The sequence below is a fragment of the Actinomadura sp. NPDC047616 genome, assembly GCF_040642915.1.
GTDB classification, from domain to species: Bacteria; Actinomycetota; Actinomycetes; order Streptosporangiales; family Streptosporangiaceae; genus Spirillospora; species Spirillospora miaoliensis.
Genome location: NZ_JBEYTB010000015.1, coordinates 105,153 through 125,286 on the forward strand (window position 1 = coordinate 105,153; position 20,134 = coordinate 125,286).

The 20,134-nt window shown below is 71.4% G+C and carries 20 protein-coding genes; 13 read left to right on the plus strand and 7 right to left on the minus strand.

Annotation, left to right across the window (positions count from 1 at the left end; genetic code table 11):
• The first annotated feature begins 34 nt into the window (after window positions 1-34).
• The 7 genes from ABZ801_RS30785 to ABZ801_RS30815 all read left to right on the plus strand — a co-directional run bounded on the left by ABZ801_RS30785 (window position 35) and on the right by ABZ801_RS30815 (window position 4,683).
• Window positions 35-1,123, plus strand: coding sequence for an SIS domain-containing protein (locus ABZ801_RS30785; RefSeq protein WP_360704424.1), 1,089 nt, complete (start codon window positions 35-37; stop codon window positions 1,121-1,123).
• A 494-nt stretch (window positions 1,124-1,617) separates the two neighbouring features.
• Window positions 1,618-2,118, plus strand: coding sequence for an Asp23/Gls24 family envelope stress response protein (locus ABZ801_RS30790; protein ID WP_344949330.1), 501 nt, complete (start codon window positions 1,618-1,620; stop codon window positions 2,116-2,118).
• A 143-nt stretch (window positions 2,119-2,261) separates the two neighbouring features.
• A complete protein-coding gene (locus ABZ801_RS30795) occupies window positions 2,262-2,492 on the plus strand; it encodes a hypothetical protein (protein WP_360704427.1) in 231 nt (76 codons plus the stop codon).
• Window positions 2,493-2,775: 283 nt separating this feature from the next.
• Complete coding sequence (locus tag ABZ801_RS30800) at window positions 2,776-2,967, plus strand: hypothetical protein (RefSeq protein ID WP_344949869.1); 192 nt, start codon at window positions 2,776-2,778, stop codon at window positions 2,965-2,967.
• Window positions 2,964-3,446, plus strand: a complete 483-nt coding sequence (locus ABZ801_RS30805) for an Asp23/Gls24 family envelope stress response protein (RefSeq protein ID WP_360704430.1) — start codon at window positions 2,964-2,966, stop codon at window positions 3,444-3,446. The genes ABZ801_RS30800 and ABZ801_RS30805 overlap by 4 nt, the downstream gene beginning before the upstream one ends.
• Window positions 3,447-3,589: 143 nt before the next feature.
• Entirely contained in the window at window positions 3,590-4,087 is a 498-nt protein-coding gene (locus ABZ801_RS30810) for a DUF6286 domain-containing protein (protein ID WP_360704433.1), read from the plus strand.
• Window positions 4,088-4,116: 29 nt separating this feature from the next.
• The gene (locus ABZ801_RS30815) at window positions 4,117-4,683 is read left to right on the plus strand and encodes an alkaline shock response membrane anchor protein AmaP (RefSeq protein ID WP_360704436.1); all 567 of its coding nucleotides are present in this window, start codon (window positions 4,117-4,119) and stop codon (window positions 4,681-4,683) included.
• A 36-nt stretch (window positions 4,684-4,719) separates the two neighbouring features.
• On the opposite strand, the gene ABZ801_RS30820 is transcribed toward ABZ801_RS30815, so the two are convergent.
• Window positions 4,720-5,820, minus strand: a complete 1,101-nt coding sequence (locus tag ABZ801_RS30820) for an MATE family efflux transporter (RefSeq protein WP_360704439.1) — start codon at window positions 5,818-5,820, stop codon at window positions 4,720-4,722.
• Window positions 5,821-6,590: 770 nt separating this feature from the next.
• Here ABZ801_RS30820 and ABZ801_RS30825 point away from each other — a divergent pair.
• Window positions 6,591-8,069 (plus strand): hypothetical protein, encoded by a 1,479-nt coding sequence (locus ABZ801_RS30825; protein WP_360704442.1) that lies wholly within the window; start codon window positions 6,591-6,593, stop codon window positions 8,067-8,069.
• Window positions 8,070-8,110: 41 nt separating this feature from the next.
• Window positions 8,111-10,000 carry an ATP-binding protein gene (locus ABZ801_RS30830; protein WP_360704445.1) on the plus strand — a complete coding sequence of 630 codons (1,890 nt, stop codon included), beginning with the start codon at window positions 8,111-8,113 and terminating at the stop codon, window positions 9,998-10,000.
• Between the two features lie 262 nt (window positions 10,001-10,262).
• On the opposite strand, the gene ABZ801_RS30835 is transcribed toward ABZ801_RS30830, so the two are convergent.
• Both ABZ801_RS30835 and ABZ801_RS30840 read right to left on the minus strand, forming a co-directional pair.
• Entirely contained in the window at window positions 10,263-12,134 is a 1,872-nt protein-coding gene (locus tag ABZ801_RS30835; protein ID WP_360704448.1) for a hypothetical protein, read from the minus strand.
• The gene (locus ABZ801_RS30840) at window positions 12,131-13,072 is read right to left on the minus strand and encodes a TIGR02996 domain-containing protein (RefSeq protein ID WP_360704451.1); all 942 of its coding nucleotides are present in this window, start codon (window positions 13,070-13,072) and stop codon (window positions 12,131-12,133) included. Before ABZ801_RS30840 ends, ABZ801_RS30835 begins: the two co-directional genes overlap by 4 nt.
• A 463-nt stretch (window positions 13,073-13,535) precedes the next feature.
• Between ABZ801_RS30840 and ABZ801_RS30845 the strand changes: the two genes are divergently transcribed.
• A complete protein-coding gene (locus ABZ801_RS30845; protein ID WP_360704454.1) occupies window positions 13,536-13,985 on the plus strand; it encodes a hypothetical protein in 450 nt (149 codons plus the stop codon).
• Window positions 13,982-15,160 carry a zinc-dependent alcohol dehydrogenase gene (locus ABZ801_RS30850; RefSeq protein ID WP_360704457.1) on the plus strand — a complete coding sequence of 393 codons (1,179 nt, stop codon included), beginning with the start codon at window positions 13,982-13,984 and terminating at the stop codon, window positions 15,158-15,160. Before ABZ801_RS30845 ends, ABZ801_RS30850 begins: the two co-directional genes overlap by 4 nt.
• A gap of 81 nt (window positions 15,161-15,241) precedes the next feature.
• On the opposite strand, the gene ABZ801_RS30855 is transcribed toward ABZ801_RS30850, so the two are convergent.
• Genes ABZ801_RS30855 through ABZ801_RS30870 form a run of 4 tightly spaced genes read right to left on the minus strand, consistent with a single transcriptional unit; the run spans window position 15,242 to window position 18,813 of the window.
• Complete coding sequence (locus ABZ801_RS30855) at window positions 15,242-16,357, minus strand: HAMP domain-containing sensor histidine kinase (protein ID WP_360704460.1); 1,116 nt, start codon at window positions 16,355-16,357, stop codon at window positions 15,242-15,244.
• The gene (locus ABZ801_RS30860; protein ID WP_360704463.1) at window positions 16,354-17,085 is read right to left on the minus strand and encodes a response regulator transcription factor; all 732 of its coding nucleotides are present in this window, start codon (window positions 17,083-17,085) and stop codon (window positions 16,354-16,356) included. The genes ABZ801_RS30855 and ABZ801_RS30860 overlap by 4 nt, the downstream gene beginning before the upstream one ends.
• Window positions 17,079-17,519 (minus strand): hypothetical protein, encoded by a 441-nt coding sequence (locus tag ABZ801_RS30865; RefSeq protein WP_360704466.1) that lies wholly within the window; start codon window positions 17,517-17,519, stop codon window positions 17,079-17,081. The genes ABZ801_RS30860 and ABZ801_RS30865 overlap by 7 nt, the downstream gene beginning before the upstream one ends.
• Window positions 17,520-17,553: 34 nt before the next feature.
• Entirely contained in the window at window positions 17,554-18,813 is a 1,260-nt protein-coding gene (locus tag ABZ801_RS30870; protein WP_360704469.1) for a hypothetical protein, read from the minus strand.
• A gap of 140 nt (window positions 18,814-18,953) precedes the next feature.
• Between ABZ801_RS30870 and ABZ801_RS30875 the strand changes: the two genes are divergently transcribed.
• Window positions 18,954-19,340, plus strand: coding sequence for a hypothetical protein (locus tag ABZ801_RS30875; RefSeq protein WP_344949388.1), 387 nt, complete (start codon window positions 18,954-18,956; stop codon window positions 19,338-19,340).
• 393 nt (window positions 19,341-19,733) lie between these two features.
• A complete protein-coding gene (locus tag ABZ801_RS30880) occupies window positions 19,734-20,096 on the plus strand; it encodes an antibiotic biosynthesis monooxygenase family protein (RefSeq protein ID WP_360704473.1) in 363 nt (120 codons plus the stop codon).
• Window positions 20,097-20,134: the final 38 nt, after the last annotated feature.

A 20,134-nucleotide genomic window follows, 5' to 3' on the forward strand; every position in this document is an offset into this window, starting at 1 on the left:
CTGGAACGAAGGCCCCGATTCGGGAGGTGTGCGGGTGGATGCGGAGGTGATGGTCCGGCAGGTCGACGCCCTGGCGGGGGACATACGCGCGGCGACCGGCCGGTTCGACGAGCGGGCCCGCACCCTGCTGGACCCGGCGGGGTGGGCTCAGGTCGAACGGGTGTATCTGACCGGGGACGGGGATTCCTACCATGCCGCCTGTGCCACCGAGATGGCCTTCGAGTCGATCGGCGGGGTCGCCTGCGAGCCGTTGAGCGCCATGCGGTTCGCGCATTACGGGGCCGAGTGGATGCGGCCGGCCGCGCCGGGACGGGTACTGGTGATCGCGATCTCCGCTTCGGGCGGGACGGAGCGTGTCGTCGAAGCCGTGCGTGCCGCTCGCCGGTACGGCGCGCTGACGGTGGCGGTGACCGGGACGCCCGGCAGCCCGCTGACGCGGGTGGCCGACCACACGCTGCTGGTCGACCTGCCCGACACCGAGCCGTCCCCGGGAATCCGGACCTACCAGGCGAGTTTGCTGGGCCTGCTGCTGATCGCGCTGCAGGTGGGCCGGGCGTCTCGTCCGGAGATCACGCGCAATGCGGCCCGGGAGGCCGACGCTCTGCGCGAGGAACTGGTCGTACTCGCCGACCAGGTGGACGCCACCGCCAAGGCGATCAAACAAGAGTGCCGACGGGTGGCGGACCTGGTCGCCGACGCCCCGGTGATGGAGATGCTGGGAAGCGGCCCCTCCTACGGCACCGCGCTGTTCGCCGCCGCCAAGATGGTGGAGGGATCAGGCGTCTTCGCCGTCGGACAGGACCTGGAGGAGTGGGGCCACGTCGAACGGCTCGCCTACCCCGATGACATGCCCCTGTTCGTCATCGCCCCGCCCGGACGCTCGCATGACAAGGCCACCGAAGTCATCGCGCGGGCACACGAGCTGGGTCGCCGGGTCATCGCCGTCACCAGCCGTGGCGACACCGCCGCTGCCGCCCACGCCCACGCCCACGCCGTGCTGCCCGTGCACGGGCAGGTCCGCGAGGAGCTCTCCCCGCTGCTGTACCACCTGTTCGCCGGGTACGTGGCGTGCTTCGTAGCCCAACGGCTGGGGCGGCTGCCGTTCCAGACGCATCGCTTTTGAGGGTTAGGGGCGACACGGAACGGGATGGGCCGTGCCAGCAGACGGCTGGAGCGCTGGCGTAGGGGTTTTGCGAGTGCGAGGTGGTCACCACGTGTGGTGGCGTGGAGGAGTTCGGTGACGGCGGCCAGTTCTGCGTATCGGCCGGCCCCCCCGCTGCGTACGCCGGCAGGGGGCAGGGACCTTCCTCGGCCTGCACGGCCCCCTGCCGTCGGCGGCCACGCTTGTGATCGCGCCGGTCGCCGGAGTCGTGCCGTCGCGTGCCTCGGCTGAGAAGTGGAGATCGGGCACGACGTCCTGCTCGGCCAGTGGGACGGGATGCGCGACCCGAACGACCACCTGAGAGTGGGCCACCGCGGGTTTTCGTGGACGGGCCAGGTGGAGATTGCCCGGCCGTAATGTCCACTTTTGGCAATACCGGTGCCTGCTATTGGCAGTAAGGCACGAGATGGCAGGTACGACCAGAAGTCGAGAGGAAGCACGGGGGTGAGTGTTAGATGATCGAGAAGGTCGCGGCTGCGCGGCCCGATGCAGCGGGCGCGGCCGAGGAGTCCGGCGCCACCCCGCCGACGTCCCGGCCGGCGACGACGCGCGGGGCGGAGTTGGTGACCGAGCACGGCAAGACATCCATAGCGGACACGGTGGTGGCCAAGATCGTGGGGATGGCCGCCCGTGATGTGCCCGGAGTGCACGCCATGGGTGCCGGGATGGCCCGGGCGTTCGGCACGATGCGTGAGCGCCTGCCTGGAATCAGCGGCCCGGGCGTCACCCAGGGCGTCGTGGTGGAGGTGGGCGAACGGCAGGCCGCGGTCGACCTGGACCTGATCGCCGAGTACGGGGTTTCCATCCCCGATCTGGCCGCGGGTGTCCGCCGCAACGTGGTCGCCGCGGTGGAGAAGATGTGCGGCTTGGAGGTCACCGAGGTGAACATCATCGTCGGTGACATCCATCTGCCCGGTGATGAGGCCGAGCCGACCCAGGAGCCGCGCGTTCAATGAGCCCTCCTCTCAGCAGCCGGGATGCGGATCGGGTGGGGCTCCTCGCGGACCGGATCGCCGGCGCGGTCGCCGGTTGCCCGGCGGTGGCCGCCTTGGCGGCCGGGCCAGTGGCCACGTACCTGCCGGGACGCATAGTGGCTGGGGTGGCGATCCGCGACACCGACGTGCAGATCGCCGTGATCGCCCGGTACGGACCGCCGTTGTCCGAGGTCGCCGCGCAGGTGCGGGCTGCGGTTGCGTCACTGGTACCCGGGTTGCGGCTGGACGTGCACATCGACGACATCCAGATCGACGACGACCACGCCCCCGACACCGCAGCCGGTGGCGGTTCGGGTGGGGGCACTGCGGAAAGTGATCGCGTCGGTGCGCAATGAGTGGAATGAGCGGGATGAGCATCTGCGGTCGGCGTACCGCGCGTGGGTCCGTGCCCATCACCCCGACCTGGGCGGGGATGTGGAGGTGTTCATTGCGGGTCTGGCCCACTGGAGGGCCCGGATCGCGCCTCCGATGTCCCCGCCCGGTCACCAGGTCCAGGTCGGCGTGTTCCGCAGCCGTGGCGGGCTGTGGCAGGTCGCGCGGTGGTGGCGCCGCCGGCGCCGGTCGAACCGGCGCGTGCTCTGACACAGGCGTTCTCACACAGGCGGATAGGTGAGCGAGATGGATGAGATGCGGTGGTGGCCGGCGATCGGGCTGGCGTTCGGGACCGCGCTGGGGTTCGCCGGGGCATTCGGCGGCTTCACCGCGTTCCTGATCGTTCTCGTCCTCGGCGCGATCGGGTTCCTGGCCGGCCGGGCACTGACCGGGGAGCTGCACCTCGGCGATCTGCTCGGCGCCCGGAGGCGCCAATGAACCCTCATGCCGGCACCGGCAGCAGCGCCGACGGGGCCGCGACGGCACCGGGCGGTGGCCGTGCGGAGCCGGGCGCCGGCACGGTCGCGGTGTCGTCCGCGGCGCCATCGGTCCTGGGGCCGCCGGAGAGCCGGGGCCAGACCCAGATCGCCGACCGGGTTCTGGAACGGATAGCCGCCCGCGCGGTCACCGAGACGGCCCAGGTGAGCGGTGCCGCACCACGTCTGCTCGGCATACCGCTGGGACGCGACACCGCCCACACCGCCGCGCGGGTCACCGCACACGTCGACGGGCACCTGGCCATCGTGAAGGTGACCCTGTCGGTGCCCTACCCGGCGCCGATCCGGCAGGTGACCCGCCGAGTACGCGAGCACGTGACCACCCGTGTCGGTGAGCTGACCGGTCTTGATGTCCGCCAGGTCGACATCGACATCGCCAGCCTTCCCGGCCCTGAACAGCAGCCGAGGCGAGTGCTGTGAGCACCCCAGATGCAACCATCACGGGTTCGGGGCCTCATTCCACGGGGTCACCGCCGCCGCCCGCGGCAGACCGAGCGGGGCAGCGAGAACAGCTGCGGGCGTCGGCACGCGCGTTCCGGCGCCGCCGGGTCCTGCCCGCGACCGTGGCCGCCGTCCTGCTGGGCGCCGCCGCCGTCCTGACCTTCATCGAGGTGGTCGCGGCGCTGCTGGACCGGCAGGCGAACGTGCTGCCGGTGGGGTGGCTTGCCCGCCTCGGCCGCGACACCCGCTTCGACGATCCTCTCGCCGTCACCGCGGCCGTCATCCTGTGCGTTCTCGGGGTCACGGCGATCGTCCTCGCGGTGAAGCCAGGCCGTCCCCGCGTGATCGCTCTGGACTCCCCCGACCGGCAGACGGTGATCGGCATCACCCGCACCGCGCTTCGGCGCCAGCTGACCGCCGCTGCCACCGGCATCGACGGCGTGGCCCGCGCTCGTATACGGGTGGGCCGCCGCCGGATCCGCGTCCGCGCCACCAGCCCGCTGCGCGACCCCAGCGGGCTCGCCGCCCAGATGACCGACGCCGTCACCGCCCGGCTGCAGGAACTGGCGCCGCTGCGGCCCCTGCGCGTCCGCGCCACCGTCCGCCGCCGGGAAGACTGACACGGCCGGAGAGGGACGGAGGAAGGCTGATGACCCGCCGCACCGGCCGCACCAACCGCCTCGGCCTGGCCCTGCTCGGCCTCATATTGACCGCGGTCGGCGGAACCGCGCTCGCCCGCGCCCTGGATCTCAGCCCCCGCCTGCTCGGAGAAGGCCACGGGCTCGTCCTCGGTGAACCGACCCGCCGCGTCGCCGCCGACCACTGGTGGTTCTGGCCCGCTCTGGCGGTCGCCGCCGCGGTGATCGCACTACTGGCGCTGGGCTGGTTGGCCGCCCAAACCCGCACCCAGACCGTGCGCCACGTGAGCCTGGAGCCCGACCCCCGCCACGGCGCCACCCACCTGCCCGCCCAAGCCGCCACCCACGCACTCGAAGATGACCTGACCAGCAGCCCTCAAATCCACCGGGCCCACGCCACACTCACCGGCGCTCCCACCACCCCCCAGCTCACTCTCGTCGTCACCCTCCGCACCGACACGGACCTGACGGACGCCCGTCTTCGCATCCAGCACGCAGTGGCCCGACTTCGCAGCGCCCTGGAAACGGACCACCTCCCCGCAACCATCCAGATCCGCAGCCTCCCACCCCACCGCTAGACGCGATGCCGGGTAGTCAAGGTGCCTGGGTGGTTGTCAGCTGTCCATGCGGGCCAGTTGCGCTGGGAGCACCGCCGGGCCGGGCCTTCCGGATGCGGTGTGACGTGTCCGTGCGCGGTCGCGCATCAGGGTGAAGGCCCACTCGGCTTTGTCCGAGCCACCACAGGCACGCTGTGGCTTGGTGGGGGCTTGGTGCTGGGTGCGCAGAGTCTGGCGGTGGCGGCGGTGCAACAGCGCGGAGTAGAGCGTGCCGAACGCCGTCCAGGCGAGGTAGAGGCCGGGCAGACCGAGGTCGAGGTGGACACCGAGCATCCAGGCGAGTGGGATGAGCGCGGCGTAGTCGCCGGTCACGGACGCGATCATGACGGAGCGGGTGTCTCCGGCGGCGCGCAGCGCGGCGCCGTAGGCCAGGGCGGCCAGCAGCGGTGCCATGCTGAGCGGGGCCAGGGGTGTGGCCGACCAGGCGTGGTCGGCGACCGTGGCGTCGGTGGTGATCAGGGAGATCAACGGCCGGCCGGTGAGCAGCACGGCGGCGGAAGGCGCCAGGAGCAGGACGGCCGGCAGGCGTAGCCCGGCGCGTCGCCAGTCCTCGGCGCGGTCGCGGCGGCCGGCGCCGAGCGCTTGGCCGGCCAGGATGGTGATGGCGGTCGAGGCGCTGGTCAGGACGGTGAACAGCACCAGGACGAGGTTGTCGACGATGCGGTAGGCGGCCAGGTCGTGGGTGCTCATGCGGGCGGCGAATCCGGCCAGCAGGGCCTCGTTGAGGTAGCCGATGCCCATCGCGATCATCTCGGGCCAGCTGATCCGCCACAGTCCCCGGGTGATCTGAACGGTCTGGGTGGGGCCGTCCGGTGGGCGCGGGAGCCTGGAGCGGCCGTACCAGAGCAGGTAGGCGGTGCCGGTGGCGGTGGCGGTCAGGGTGGCGGCCGCGGCGCCGGCGACGCCGAGGTCCGCACCGAAGATCAGCAGCAGGCCGAGCGGGAGGTTGACGGCGTTGACCAGCAGGGCGGTGTACATGGAGACCCGGGTGGCGCCGATGCCCGCGCACGCGCCCTGCAAGGTGAAGGAGACGGCGGCGAACGGCACGGCGAAGGCCACCCCCTCTCCGCCGTAGCCCAGGGCCAGCCCGACACGCATGCGTCCCTTCCTTCCGTGCGACGAGCGGGGCGTACTGGCGGTGCTGTCACTGGCCGGATCGCCTTGTTCGCCCGCTACCTGGCCCGCACGTCAACGCGACGCTGGCGGCGGCTTCGGGAGTCGCCGCGCCTTGATGGTTCCGATGGTCGTATCGACCGGTGGTCAGGGCCGCGGCAGGTCGACTTCGGTGAGGCCGGGGGCGGCACCTGCGCCAGACGGCACCAGGTCAGCCCGATGGTGGTCGAACGGGTGGCTGGCGCCCTGGGCTCTTCGCCGACCGCCTCCCCGCCCCGGCCCCGCCCGCGAAGCAGCGGGGCCGGGCGTCGAAGCCCTGCGGGTGTGTCGCCGCGGCTGGGGGAAAGCCGGTCGGCGGCCGGGATGTCGCAGTCGCCGATCTCGCGAGTAGCCTCACCGCGCCGGGTGCCTGTCGCAGCTGTGAAGTGTCGTGGCGGGTACCGGAGTCGACCGGCGGCGTATTTGTCGTAGCGGCTCGTTATGTTGCCTGCGGGTGGAACGGGGTGAGTCGCAGCGGAAGCGCACCAGGTGCGTGGAAGCGATGTGACCGACGCACTCGCCCTGATTAAAGGAAATCTGGAGGCATGGGGGCCTTGCTTCGGATACCGCCGGGCTTCGCCGGGGCGCTTCCTGAGCCGGTCTCCACGGTCGAGAGGGCGCTGATGAGCCATGGCACCGCCGGGAGCCTCGGTGCGGCGGATCACCATCCGGTCGGCGCCGGGCGTGTCCGCCCGGGCGATCGTCGCCCTGCCGCCGTGCCCCGTCTGTCGGACCTGCGTCGGCTGCTGGCGGAGGAGCCGGCCGATCCGGAAGTCGTGGAGGAGGCCCGGCGGCGCAAGGAGGCCGCGCTGCTGGACTTCGGTGTCGGGCAGAGCGTGGTGGCGTCCTGGTTGTACGCCAAGTGCCATCACCACATCCCCACGACCGCGATCCCCACCGCCGCGGTGGTGGCCACCGGCGACGGCAGCTGCGCCCTGCTCTACAACCCCTGCTTCTTCGTGGAGCTGGACTTCGACGGCGTCAAGTTCGTGCTGTTCCACGAGGCCCGGCATCTGATGCACCGGCACCTCTACGTGGATGAGGAGCTGCGCACGGATCCGGCGTTCACGCTGGCCGCCGAGGTGGTCATCAACCACGTCGCCCTGCGTCGGTTGGGACGGTCCACCCTGCCCACGATTCCGGCACGCGCGCGGTCCGGCGACGGCGGCGACGGCGACGGCGACGGAAAGGGCGAGGGGCTGCGAGAGCCGGTCGGGGTCGATCCAGAGCTGGTCTACCAGGCGTACCGCGAAGACCTGCGGCGGCAAGGGCTGTCCGCGCTGCCGTACGACGAGTTCATCCACACAGACCTCACCGTGTACGGCGAGTTGCGCCGGATGAAGGCGTTCGACGAGCCCGTACCGGCGTACTGCATACACGCGAGCGGGGACGGTGACGGGAGCGGCGGCCGTGAGCGGGATGCCGGCCAGGCCAGTCGCGGGGATGTCCCGCTGGACGCCGAGACCGTGGAGCGGCTGGGCGACGAGGTGCTGCGCGAGGTGATGCAGGCCGCGCTGCGCGGTGGTGCGGCGGCGCGCGAGGAGCTGCTCGATCTGGCCGACCGCACGGCCGACGGCGGGGAACGGCTGAACCGGCTGTGGGGCGGTCTGGGCCTGGACAAACTGCGCGGCACGACCCCGCAGACCCGCCGGGTCGACTGGTGGCAGCGGTGGTTGACCGATGTGCTCGCCTCGAAGCTGGCCGAGAGCGACCGGCTGGTCTACCCGAAGAAGCACGGCGCGATCATGCTGGCGCTGGGCCATGACCCGATGCTGGCCCGGCGCGGACCGGAGCGGACGAAGGTGGTGCTCATCGCGTTCGACACGTCGGGGTCGATGCCCGACTCCGTGGTCGACTGGCTGACCACGCTGGTCGGGCGGACCGACGGGGTGGAGAGCCACTGGCTCAGCTTCGACGGCGTGGTCAGGCCGTTCGTCCCCGGGGAGCGGGTGACAGGCGGGGGCGGCACCGACTTCCAGAACGTCGTCGACTACGCCGAGGGCCGGCTGGAGGTCGACGGCAAACGGTTCGAGGCGGAACCCGACGCGATCATCATGGTGACCGACGGGTACGCGCCCCACGTCACCCCCGCCGATCCCGACCGATGGATATGGCTGATCACCGACGGCGGCGACGACTGGCCGGAACGGCATGATCCCCCGATGGCCTGCCACCGCGTCACGTCCGGACGATGACCGAGGAGAATCCAGTAGTGGCCGCTGCGGAACCGTCCCGAGTGGATCCAACGACCACGCCGAACGCCCGGCCCGGCCAAGGCGGGAAGCCGCGGCGGTGGAGGGCCACGGCCACCTACCCGGATCCGCCGCAGGACGGCCCCACCGCCAAGCTCGAGAAGTTCATCGACGCGATGATCGCCACAGGCCAGACCGGGCAGATCTTCGGCGAGCACGGCATCGGCAAGACGTCCACGTTCGTGTCGTACATTCCGCAGCGGTTTCCCGACACGGTCCTGGTGGTCCTGCCCGCGGCCAACCTCGCCCCGGACGACCTGCTGATCAACGCCCCTGTACGCGACGACCGCAGCGGAGAACTGGTACTCCGCCAGCTCATCATGCGGCAGCTCGTCCCGGGCCGGCCGTTCGTGCTGCTCATCGACGACTCGCTGCAGGCCGGCAACACGGTGCAGTCGCAGCTCATGCAGATCGCCTGCGACTGGACGCTGGGCGAGCACGACCTGCGCGAGCTGGGCTGCGTCGGGGTGTTCCTCACCGACAACGAGTCGCTGGCCGAGACCGGCGTGCGCCGCTCCGACCTGGCGATTCTGGACCGGATGGTCACCATCCGGCTGACCGCCAACGACACCGCGTGGCGGCTCGCGTTGGCCGAGCGGTATCCCGACTGGGATCTGCGTGAGGTGTTCCGGTTGTGGGCCGCCCTCAGCCCGCATCTGCGCCAGCTGCTCTCGCCGCGCACCCTGCAGCACGTGCTCGACTGCGCCCGCGCCGGGTTTCCGCTGGTCTGGGGGCTGCCGTTGCACAACGGCAGCCGGCTGGCGCTGACCGAGCAGGGCACGAACGGCGAGCCGGGGCGGGACCGCACCAGGGAAGTGCTCGACGGCATCGCCGCGGCGGTCGGGGCGAGCAACCCGGCCACCGTGCCCGACCCGGTCCGCCGCATCCTCCGGGCCGCGATGACCCACCGCTGGGCGGTCCTGCTGCAGGGGCCGCCGGGGTGCGGCAAAACCGAGATCACCAAGCAGATCGCGCGGGAGGAGACCGGCCGCGAACCGGTCTACTTCTCGCTGCCGGTGACCAATGTGGAGGACCTGTGCGTGCCGGTGCCCACTCCGGACGGGGCGCTGGAGGCCATGCTCGCCCGGTCGCTGCTCTCCCCGGAGCCGAAGGTGCTGATCTGGGACGAGTACAACCGGCCGAAGGACAAGGCGACCTTCGCCAAGCTGATGGAGATCACTCAGGAGTGGACGCTCGCCGGACGCCCGCTGCCGAACCTGCGGGCGCAGGTGGCGTTGCAGAACCCGCCCTACCACCTGGGCCGCAAGATGCTGGTCGCGAGCAACAACGTGGCGCAGGCCAGCCGGTTCACCATCAGCTACGAGGTGCAGCCGGAGGACATCCCGGCCAACGAGTGGCTGATATCGACCTACGGTGAGACGGCCGAGACGGTCCTGGAGTGGTGGAAGAACGACATCGACGACGAGGGCCGGAACTGGATCACCAAGCGCACCCTGGAGCGGCTGATCAAGCTGCACCGGGCGGACATGCCGTTGGAGCCGGCCCTGATCTACCTCGGCGACGGCGAGTACGCCCCGGTGCCGCTGTCCGCGCTGGAGGCCCGCCTGGCCGACCGCCCGCGGATCGGCCTGGCCGAACTCGCCGACGACTGCCCGAGCTGGGAGGCCCGGCTGTCGGCCGCCGCGGAGACGGCCGAGGAGGGCACCAACGACACCGACCTGGTCCACCAGGTGTTCTCCAACGCCGAGGTGTCGCAACTGGAGAGGCATCTCGATGTGGTGGCGCGGCTGCTGCCGTACCTGCCGCCGAAGCTGCGGGCCACCTATCTGGTGGGGCAGACCCCGGAACGGCAGCGCTTCTGGATAGCCGCCCTGGCCCGGATGGCGGAACTGTCCGCGTCCGGCCGCGGGTGAGACACCTGGGCGTGACCGTACGTCCGTGCCACAGCGGCAGGCGAGCCCTCAACGGCCTCGAACCGGTATCGCCGACGTCGCCGGCTCGACGTTTTGGTGCCGGACGGTGTGGCATAGGGCGACCCCGTGCCACACCGTCCAGGTGACCCATGCACGCCGACGGCCCCGCTCCGCTTTCTGCCGGACGGTGTGTGGAGGTCCCCCCCTGCCACACCGTCCGGGTCACCGGTGGGCGCCGACGGCCCCGATCGGGTGGTCGCCTCTAGTCGTCGTCCTCGTCGTCGTAGTCGTCGTCCTCATCCTCGTCTTCGTCGTCGTAGTCCTCCCAGTCCCAGTCGATGTCGTCGGAGTCGAACGGGCGGATCACCGGGACGGACACGGTGGACTGCTCGTGGCTCACCATCCAGGAGTTGCGGAAGAAGTCGAACTTCAGGTGGTAGCAGCCGGCGGACTCGGTGAACAGGATCGGCGGGACGAGGAAGTGCGCCACGCCGACGGTGCCGGCTGTGTCGATGAAGGTCTCGGCCGAGGGAAAGGGGGGACCGCCCTGGCAGGAGGCGAAGTTCACCGGCGTCAGCGATTTCTTGCCGAGTACGTGGATGCGGTTTCCCTCGACGACGAACATGTCCGGATCAAGAAGTACGTCCTCGCCGAGCATGAGGATGGGCGCGGGCAGGATCTCCGCCTTCGCGGCGTCCTGTGCGCGCGTGTAGTGCTTGATGATGTCGGCGTTGCGCGTGGTGTCGAAATGGGGGCCGAGCATGCCGCCGTCGCACAGCCCGCAGGCACAGTCGGGCAGCTCGCCGGTGGCGGGCTCCTCCGGCTCGGGGAACAGCATGGACTTGTCGAACGGCACCACCGGCGACTCACCGCGCCTGTCCTTGAGGAACGCCGGGATCCAGGCGGTGTCGTCCGCCTCGATCACCTCGGAGTCGCACAGGGCGCGGAACGCGGTGTCGCCCAGCCTGCAGTTGAAGTAGTCCAGAAGCGTGATCGCGGCGCACTCGGCGAGCGACAGCTCGTCGCTCTTGGCGAACCAGAAGTCATAGCCGTTGGCGACGAAGTGCACGCCGCGGAACCGCTTGTGGACGAAGGGGACGCGGCCGGCGCCGGGGGCGAGGCCTCCGTTCCAGTGCGCCGCGGCGACCTGGTTGTAGTAGACGTCGGCGTGGCGGGCGAGTTCGGGTGCGAAGACGCTTTCGCCGGTCAGGTAGCACGCCTTGCTGAACAACGCGGCGATCTCGGGATCGTGCTCGACGTCCGGATCGGCGAAGACGAGTTCGGTGCGCAGGAAGACCTTGCGGCCGTCACGGTAGGGCGCGCCCTCGTGCTCGTACCGCTGGTCGAAGATGACACAGGTGAAGGGCTCGATCTCCGTGAGCGCGCCGCCGTCGGTGAGGTCGAGGACGGGCGCGCCCGAGCCGCCGGTGAGGTACAGCAGGATCGTGTAGCGGGAGACGTGCCCGCGCGCGGCGTCGTAGTAGGGAGTGTCGCGGTGGCGATGGAAGTTGGCGTCGTCCGGCTCGAAACGGTTGCACCGGAACACGGGGTTGACGTGCGAAAAGCCGTCGAGCAGCGAGCGCGGCATCGCCTCGGCCACCGCCGCGGTGAGCGCCTCGGCGAGCAGTGCCGAGTGGAAGATGAAGCGGTCACCGCCGCGTGAGGCGGCGTTGAGCGGCGGGACATAGAGGTTCAGCGCGTCAAGGCCCTCCAGGCGGGCGCGGGCGGAGGCCGGAAGCCGCACGGAGAACGAGTAGGCGCCCTTAGCGAACTCCTCGCGCCGGGTGAGCTCGAACTCCAGCCCGGCGTCCGCGAACAGGTGGTCGAGCGGGAGGATGTTCTCGAACGTCCGGAACGACAGCTCGCGCGGGTCGACGAAGACGGCGGCCAGGTACGGCGCGGTCTCGCTGGGCCGGGCGAACAGCTCGCGCACGCCGGCGTCGATGCGCTCGGCGTCGACGAAGCGCACCGCCTTGAACCGCGCCGTCGGGTGCCAGCAGATCGCCAGCCCGTCGAGCGTCGTGGTGGGCTCGGTGTCGGTCTGGTCGACCTGGGCGCGGTACCGGGCGATCTCGTCGTCGGGAGCCCGGCCGGTCGACAGGGCGAAGAAACGATCGCGGAGCTCGACGCTCACACACTCCTCCAATAGCTGCGCAGCGCGGGTGAAAGCCGGGGGGCGGAGGCGAGCATCTTCACGCCGACGTCCCCGACGTCGGCGGGGTACAGCAGCAGCCGTCTGAGTGATCCGGTGAACGGCGCCGCGAGCAGGGCCTGCGCCCCTTCCTCGCCGATCTGGTTGTATCGCAGGTCGAGTTCGGTGAGCCCCTCGAAACGGTGCAGCGAACGCACACCTTCGGCGGTGAGCGCGTTCCGTTGGAGGCGCAGGCGGCGGACACCGCCGAAGCTCGGGGACGCGGCGAGGGCCGCCAGGCCGGTGTCACCGACATGGCAGTACCGCAGGTCGAGCACCTCGATCCGCCCCGTCGCCGGCGACACCGTGAGGGCGTTGTCGGCGGACGCCTCGCTGCGGAAGTACGTCGAAACGGCGAGGGCCTTGGCGCCGAGCGCGCCGATGCGGAGGTAGGAGAGATCGAGTTCGACGAGCCGGCCGAGGTCGAGCGTCGCCAGGGCGCCGACCTCGACGGACGGCGCCGGCTGCCCGTCCTCGTCGAGGTGCTCGTCCCAGTAGAGATGTTCGTCCTCGGCGTGGGCGGGCGGTGCGATGCGCAGCGCGGTCACGAACGTCCCCCGCAGGGCCTGCTCGATCAGCACGGGCGCGGTGTCGGACCATTCGACGGCGACCTTCGTGGCGAATCCGTACCGGCGTGCCAGGACGGTGACTCCCGGCGGCGTCTCCGCGTCCCAGCTCCGCCGGTGCTCCTGCACCAGCGCGGCGATCTCGCGCTCCACGGCATCGCGATCGGCGGGGCCGACGCGGGCGCGGCGCTGTTCGAGCCGGATCAGCGTGCCTCTGGGGTCGCCTCGCTCCAGAAGCCGGTCCCCGTAGGCCAGCCACAAGGCGGGATCGTCGGGCTGATCCCGCAGCTTCTGTTCAATGGCCGCAAACATCATCGGAGGAAGCTAACACCGGCCTCGGACAGTTTCGGGAAGGGTCGCTCCACCGCCCTCTGACGCGATTTATCACGGTGTGGTGATGAATGCGGTGACTTAAGCATTTTCTAACGCAATGCGGCGAATGGGGTGACGACGTTCGCCGAGCCTTCGCCTTCCGCCACCGATGCGTCCGAGTGCACGGAAGGCAATGACCCGCCACCGGCGTGCCGACCGTCCGGTGCGCCCCCAGGTCCGGTTACCCGTGAAGCCGATGCCGGGTCCACCGCTCTCGGCGGGCCCGGCATCGGTCGTGCGCGCCGTGGCCGCGCGGGGGCGGCGCGATGTTTGTGAGGGGGCGATGGGGAAGGGGTCAGCGGGTAGACGGTTCCGTCTTCGCGGACAGGAGCACGCGGGGCTGTGCGACCGCCTGGAGGGCAAGGTCCGCGTGCGGGTCCACCTGCCGCTCCCAAGAGGAGAAATCATGAAAGGTAACGTCGCCGTCGGGGGGCTGGCCGTCGTCGGTGCGGGCATGGCATGGCGGAGGCTGGCGCGGCGAAAGCGTGCGCGGGACGCCGGGAGCCGGTGGCTGGCCGTCACGGTGAACTGCGCGCCCGAGCGGCTGAGCCCCGAACCCGAGCCGCTGGCCCGGATCCGCGACATCGCCGAGGTCACGACGCGTCCGGCACCCGGTGGACGCGGTACGGAGCTGGCGGCCCGGCTGCTCGACCCCCGGTCGGCCGGGAAGATCCGCCGCCTCACGGGCACCGATCCCCGGCTGCGCGTGCGCACCGCCCTGCGGGACGCCAAGTCGCTGGTCGAGACGGGCGAGGTGCTGCTGCCGGACGCACCGCCGACCACGCATCCCCCGTCGCCCGCGGGCAAGGTGCTCGATGTCGCGATCCGACGTGCCGGAGGGGAGGGACGGCTGTGAAAGCACTGTGCTGGGAGGGCGTCAACAAGCTGGCCGTGGAGAACGTGCCCGAACCGGTCTTGCGCAACGACCAGGACATGCTCGTCAGGGTGCGGTCCAGCACCACCTGCGGGTCGGACCTGCACCTGATCGGCGGCTACATTCCCGCGATGCGCGCCGGTGACGTGATCGGCCACGAGTTCCTCGGCGAGGTCGTCGAAACGGGCCCGGCCGTCCGACGGCACAAGGTGGGCGACCGGGTCGTGGTCTGCTCGTTCATCGGCTGCGGCCGCTGCTGGCACTGCGCCAACGACCAGTGGTCGTTGTGCGACAACAGCAACACCAACCCGGGCCTGGCCCAGGCGGCCTACGGGTACGAGACCGGAGCCGTGTTCGGCTACTCCCATGCCATGGGCGGCTTCAGGGGAGCCCACGCCGAATACGTACGGGTCCCGTTCGCCGACTACGGGGCCTTTCCCGTACCGGACGAGGTGGACGACGTGTCCGCCACGTTCGCCTCCGACGCGGCGCCGACCGGCTGGATGGGCGCGGACCTCGGCGGAGTGGGCCCGGGGGACGTGGTGGCCGTGTGGGGCTGCGGCGCGGTCGGCCAGATGGCGGCCCGCGCCGCGATGCTGCTGGGCGCCGAACAGGTCATCTCGATCGACCGGATCCCCGAACGGCTCGCCATGACGCGCGAGCACATCGGATCGGAGGTCGTCGACTACACCGCGACCGACGTCGGCGCCGAACTGCGGGAGCGCACCGGCGGCCGGGGGCCCGACGTGTGCATCGAGGCGGTCGGCATGGAGGCGCACTCCCCCGGCCCGCAGCACTGGTACGACAAGACCAAGCAGGCGCTGCGGCTGGAGACCGACCGCGCCTCGGCCGTGCGGGAGGCCATCCACGCCTGCCGCAAGGGCGGTTCGGTGTTCGTCCTGGGGGTGTTCGGCGGGCTGGTCGACAAGTTCCCGCTGGGCGCCGTGATGAACAAGGGGCTCACCCTGCGCGGCGCGCAGCAGCACGGGCAGCGCTACATCCCCATGCTCCTTGACCGCATCGCCGCCGGAGAGCTGAGCACCCGCCACCTGGCCACGCACGAGATGTCTCTGGACGAGGCCCCGCGGGGCTACGACATGTTCAAGAACAAAAAGAACGGGTGCGTGCGGGCGGTCTTCCACCCCGACGGCGGCTAGCCTCCCCCGCACGGGCCGGGGCCGTGCCGGGCTTCGAGACCGAGGTGCCGTTCGCCGACGGCATGGCGGAGTTCGCGCGGATCAGGTCGTCAGGGGCAGCCGGACGACGAAGCGGCAGCCGGGGCCGGCGTTGCTCACTCCGATGTCGCCCGCGTGGGCCTCGACGATGCCGCGCGCGATGGCCAGGCCGAGGCCGGCGCCGCCGCCGGGGGTGCGGGCCGTCTCCCCGCGGAACGCCACGTCGAACACGCGGGGCAGGTCGGCCTCGGGGATGCCGCCGCAGGCGTCGGCGACGGTCACGCAGGCCATCCCCTCACGGACGTCACCGGTGATCTCGATGGTGCCGTCACCGGGGGTGTGCCGGATCGCGTTGACCACGAGGTTGCGCAGCGCCCGCTGCATCTCGCCCACGTCCACCTCGACGGGCAGGCCGTGCCGGACGTCGCCGTGCAGCCGGACGCCCTTGGCCCGCGCCAACGCCTCCGCGCCCGCGACCGCTTCGGCGACCAGGTCGTCCAGCCCGACCCGGTGGCGCGTCAGCCGCAGCGCCCCCGCGTGGATGCGCGACAGCTCGAACAGGTCGTCCACCATCTCCGAGAGCCGGTCGGCTTCGACGCGGATGCGGTTGTGGTAGCGGCGGACGGTGCCGGTGTCGGTCACCACCTCGTCCTCCAGCGCCTCGGCCATGGCGCGCAGCCCGGCGAGTGGAGTGCGCAGGTCGTGGCTGACCCAGGCGACCAGCTCGCGGCGGCTGGACTCCAGGGCCTGCTCACGGGCGTGCGCCTCACCCAGCCGCCGGTAGGCGTCGTCCAGCTCGCCCGCCAGCTCGGCCAGCTCGGCCGGCAGCCGCACCCGGGGCGCCTGGAAGGGGTCGGCGCGGACGGCCGCGACCATGACGCGGTTGGCCGCGACCAGGCGGCGGCCCAGCATCACCGACACGCCCATGGCGATGACGCCGGAGGCGGTGACGACCGCGAGCACCACCGACTGGTCGTGGTCGTTCAGCAGCATCATGAACGTGATGACGACGATGCCGGAGACGGTGGCCAGCACGGTCGCGACGCCGACGACGGTGAGCTGCGTGGCGATCGACCGGCCGCGCAGCAGGTGCAGCAGCGCGAGCGCGGTCGCGGCGACGCCCAGCGCGGCGACGGCGGCGTACCAGCACACCCACGACAGGTCGGCCAGAGGGATCATCGCTGCTCCCGTGAGACGGGCGAGTCGGCCGGTTCGTACCGGTAGCCGACACCCCACACCGTGACGATGCGGGACGGCGCGGTGGGTTCGTCCTCGATCTTCTCCCGCAGCCGCCGGACGTGGACGGTCACCGTGGAGGAGTCGCCGAACGACCAGCCCCACACCCGGTCGAGCAGCTCCTGCCGGGTGAAGGCGCGCCGGGGGTGGCGCATCAGGAACGCCAGCAGGTCGAACTCGCGGGTGGTCAGGCCCAACCGGACGCCGCCGCGTTCGACCTGGTGGGCGTCGACGTCCACGGCCAGGTCGCCGTCCCGCAGCACGCCGCCGGCACCGGCGGGGGCGACCAGGCCGCGGGCGCGGCGCAGCACCGACCGCACCCGCAACGCCAGCTCGCGCGGGCTGAACGGCTTGGTGACATAGTCGTCGGCGCCCATCTCCAACCCGGCGAGCCTGTCGGTCTCCTCGCCCAGCGCGGTCAGCATGACGATCGGCACCGCCGATTCCGCGCGCAGCCTGCGGCACACCTCCAGGCCGTCCACCCCGGGCAGCATCAGATCCAGGACGACCAGGTCGGGTGGGTCGTCGCGGGCCCGCTGCAACGCCCGCGCCCCGTCGGCCACGCATTCCACCCGATGACCGTCCCGCATCAGGTACCGCGCGACGACATCGGCGACCGTCGGGTCGTCCACGACCAGGATCCGCCCGGTCTCCGACGCCGGACTCACCATGGCGACCTCACCAGTGCCTGAAGGGCCACGGCGGTGGCCACCTGTGCGAACAGCGTTCCACAGGGCGGGCGATGCGCCGCCGCGACGGTCACCCATGCGGCGCAGGGCAGCCAGATGCGTTCGACCTCGCCCCGCGTGACTCCCGCGAGGCCGAGGGCCGCGACGCCCAGCAGCGCGGCGCATGCGAGCACCGCGACCGGGACGACCACCGGCCCGACCGCCGGGGCGAGCAGCACGGCACGGCTCGGCCTGCGCAGGATCATCACGCCCGCGGGCACCGCGAACAGAGGCAGAAGGCCATAGCTGAGGTATGGAAGCATGCCCGGCAGCGGTCCCGCCAGCAGGGCGTTCAGCACCGCCCGGCGGGCGCCGGTGCAGGCCGTGCCCGGCAGCGCCGTCCCCCACGCGCCCACGCCGAGGAAGACGGCGTCCATGCTGGGTCCGCAGATGGCCCGGCGATCCCGTGTGTCAGAGGAAGCGGGAGCTGGGGACGGGGCCGGGGGAGCGGACGCGGTGGCGGGGGCCGGTCAGCCAGTGGTTGCGGACGGAGGCGACGAGGTGGGCGAGCGCCTCGTCGGAGTCCGGGGGCGCGCCGTCCTCGCCCTCGTACGAGGTCGGGGCGGCGTGGACGATCTCCGCGGCCAGTTCCTCCACCGGCCGGTCGTCGGGCGGCAGCCGCTGCACGGAGCCGTCCGGCTCCACGTGCAGCCGTTCGCCCCACGGGTGCGTCACCGTCTGGTGCAGGAAGCCGCTGACGTCCGCGCTGACCTGCGGCGGGTCGGTCCAGCAGGTCGCGTGCTCGAACAGCACCTGGCCCGGCGCGCGTTCCCACAGCCCGCCGGTGTCGAACTCGTTGAGGTCGTAGGCCACGACCAGGGCGTCGGGACGGGCCGGGTCGAACGGCTCGGCGGGCAGCCCGAAGAGCCCCGCGGCCGCGAGGCCGAGGATGTGGCTGGAACGGTCGGGGAGCAGGCCGACCACCGTGGGCCGGCGCCCGGCCGCGTCCAGGATCTGGCGGAGCCGGTCCAGGGTGCGGCGGCAACCGCCGAACGCGTCGCCCGTGTAGGCGTACCGGCCCGTCATGCCGTCGTCGAACCCGAACGGGGAGATGGTGGCCAGCACGCCGCCGGTCAGCGCGAAGTGCCAGCCGCGCAGGTCGCGCCGGTCGAGCGGGCTCACGGCGCGGACGGCGTCGGCGCGGTCGAGCATCCGGGCGAGCCGGTCGCGGGCGGGCAGCCACCGGTGGTCCTCGGGCTCGGGCAGCCGCCGGGCCTCCGCAGTGGCGCGGGCGAGGTCACCGGCCATGAGCGCGTTGAACGCCAGCAGGTAGCGGTCGGGCCAGGGCCGCAGGGTGGCGGCGTTCTCGTCCAGCACGGCGACGGCCTCGGCGTGCCGGATCTCGTCCTCCAGCGCGGAGACCAGTTCGTTCAGCAGCGGCTGCGCCCCGGGCGCCAGGACGAGCGCCCTGCGCAGCGCCGGAATGGCGAGGTAGGAGACCCCTCGCTCGACGCACGCGTACCCGTAGTCGTACAGCTTCCCGGGGTCGTCCGGATCGGCGGCGACGGCGGCGGCCGCCTGCCTGAGGTCGTCGAAACCGGACCGGGCGGCGGCCTCCTCCATGAGCCGCGCCATCTCGGCCTGCTCCATGTCGTCGGCGTTGAACCGCAGGTGCCGCAGCAGCCCCGGGATGTCACCGGCCCGCAGGAGTTCCCGTGCCTCGTCGCTCATGGTGCGGCACCGTACAGGTCGCCCACAATCGGGACATCCGATTTTCGTGGCCACTTCCCGGGTCGCTGGTCGCGCTCGTCGCGGGCTGGCTATGCTTGCTTCCTCCTCAAGGTGGCACCCCGGTCAAGGGACGGTGGTCTGTGGGCTATTACCCGCCCGGCAACGAACAGGTACTGCTGACCATCGGCGATATGTCGGTCACCCAGACCCATGTGATCGTTCCGCATGGTCGTTTTCCGTTGCAGGGAACGGCCTGGGCCGTGCAGGACTCCACCCAGGTGCACGAGGGAATTCCACCGGTCGCGATCGTCCTGACCATCATCTTCGTGTGGTTCTGCCTGCTGGGGCTGCTGTTCCTGCTGATGAAGCAACGCCGTTACACCGGTTTCGTGTCGATCTCGGTCACCGGCCAGGGGCTGTACCACACCGTCCAGTTGCCGCCCGGCCCGGAGTCCGGCGCGTGGGCGGCGCACGTGGTCTCGCAGGCCCGCGCCCTGGCGGCCTCCGCTCCCCCGGCCATCGGCTGACCCGGCCCCCTCGGACGGCCGACGCCACAGGACCCGCGCGACTTCCGCGGGTCTCTTTTCCGATGCCTGCGCGCCCACTGGCACGGACATTGCGCTGAACGTTTTCACCGACCGCGCGAGTCGCCACGATCTCCACATTCTTTGACCTGCCGGACGCGCAATACCCGGCGGCGGACCATCCCCTCCGGCCCGGTATTCGCCGGTCAGTTCCCGTTCCCGGTGACACGTCGCCGTCGATGGTGACTGATCGTGATTAGGTGCAGGTCAGTGGGGTAGTGAGCCGCCGGGAGACCGGTTCCGCGAGCGGACGTGTCAAGCGCCTCGCGGTCATTTTCCGTGGCCGGTCGCCCGATTCTCTGACGGTGTTCGCACGAGCAACAAGGAGAAGGGCATATGAGCACGAGCGAGCAGGCCGATCTGGCTCCTTCCGGCCACCGCGACGATTCCGGCACCCGTTATCGCGTCCTGTTCTTCATGCGGGTCGAACCCGGTGAGCAGGAGGCGTTCCGCCGCGCCTACGAACAGATCCGGTGGAAGGTCGCCGAGGTGCCGGGGCACGTGCGCGACCAGCTCTGCCAGTCCACCCGGGACCCGGCGGAGTGGCTGATCACCAGCGAGTGGGCCAGCGAGGAGCACTTCCTCACCTGGGAGGGCGACCCCGCGCACCGGCGGATGGTCGCGCCCATGATCAGGCACACCGCCGAACGCGAGTCGCTGCGCTTCGCGGTGCGCGCCACCACCGAGACGCCGCACTGACCGTCGCCCGCCGCCGCGCCCGCCGCGCCGGCCGCGGA

What these genes read in the sequence shown, in the direction of transcription:
- ABZ801_RS30790 (WP_344949330.1), top strand. Translation starts at nt 1,618, where the DNA reads ATGATCGAGAAGGTCGCGGCTGCGCGGCCCGATGCAGCGGGCGCGGCC.
- ABZ801_RS30800 (WP_344949869.1), top strand. Translation starts at nt 2,776, where the DNA reads ATGGATGAGATGCGGTGGTGGCCGGCGATCGGGCTGGCGTTCGGGACC.
- ABZ801_RS30805 (WP_360704430.1), top strand. Translation starts at nt 2,964, where the DNA reads ATGAACCCTCATGCCGGCACCGGCAGCAGCGCCGACGGGGCCGCGACG.
- ABZ801_RS30815 (WP_360704436.1), top strand. Translation starts at nt 4,117, where the DNA reads ATGACCCGCCGCACCGGCCGCACCAACCGCCTCGGCCTGGCCCTGCTC.
- ABZ801_RS30820 (WP_360704439.1), bottom strand. Translation starts at nt 5,820, where the DNA reads ATGCGTGTCGGGCTGGCCCTGGGCTACGGCGGAGAGGGGGTGGCCTTC.
- ABZ801_RS30840 (WP_360704451.1), bottom strand. Translation starts at nt 13,072, where the DNA reads ATGATGTTTGCGGCCATTGAACAGAAGCTGCGGGATCAGCCCGACGAT.
- ABZ801_RS30845 (WP_360704454.1), top strand. Translation starts at nt 13,536, where the DNA reads ATGAAAGGTAACGTCGCCGTCGGGGGGCTGGCCGTCGTCGGTGCGGGC.
- ABZ801_RS30855 (WP_360704460.1), bottom strand. Translation starts at nt 16,357, where the DNA reads ATGATCCCTCTGGCCGACCTGTCGTGGGTGTGCTGGTACGCCGCCGTC.
- ABZ801_RS30860 (WP_360704463.1), bottom strand. Translation starts at nt 17,085, where the DNA reads ATGGTGAGTCCGGCGTCGGAGACCGGGCGGATCCTGGTCGTGGACGAC.
- ABZ801_RS30865 (WP_360704466.1), bottom strand. Translation starts at nt 17,519, where the DNA reads ATGGACGCCGTCTTCCTCGGCGTGGGCGCGTGGGGGACGGCGCTGCCG.
- ABZ801_RS30870 (WP_360704469.1), bottom strand. Translation starts at nt 18,813, where the DNA reads ATGAGCGACGAGGCACGGGAACTCCTGCGGGCCGGTGACATCCCGGGG.
- ABZ801_RS30880 (WP_360704473.1), top strand. Translation starts at nt 19,734, where the DNA reads ATGAGCACGAGCGAGCAGGCCGATCTGGCTCCTTCCGGCCACCGCGAC.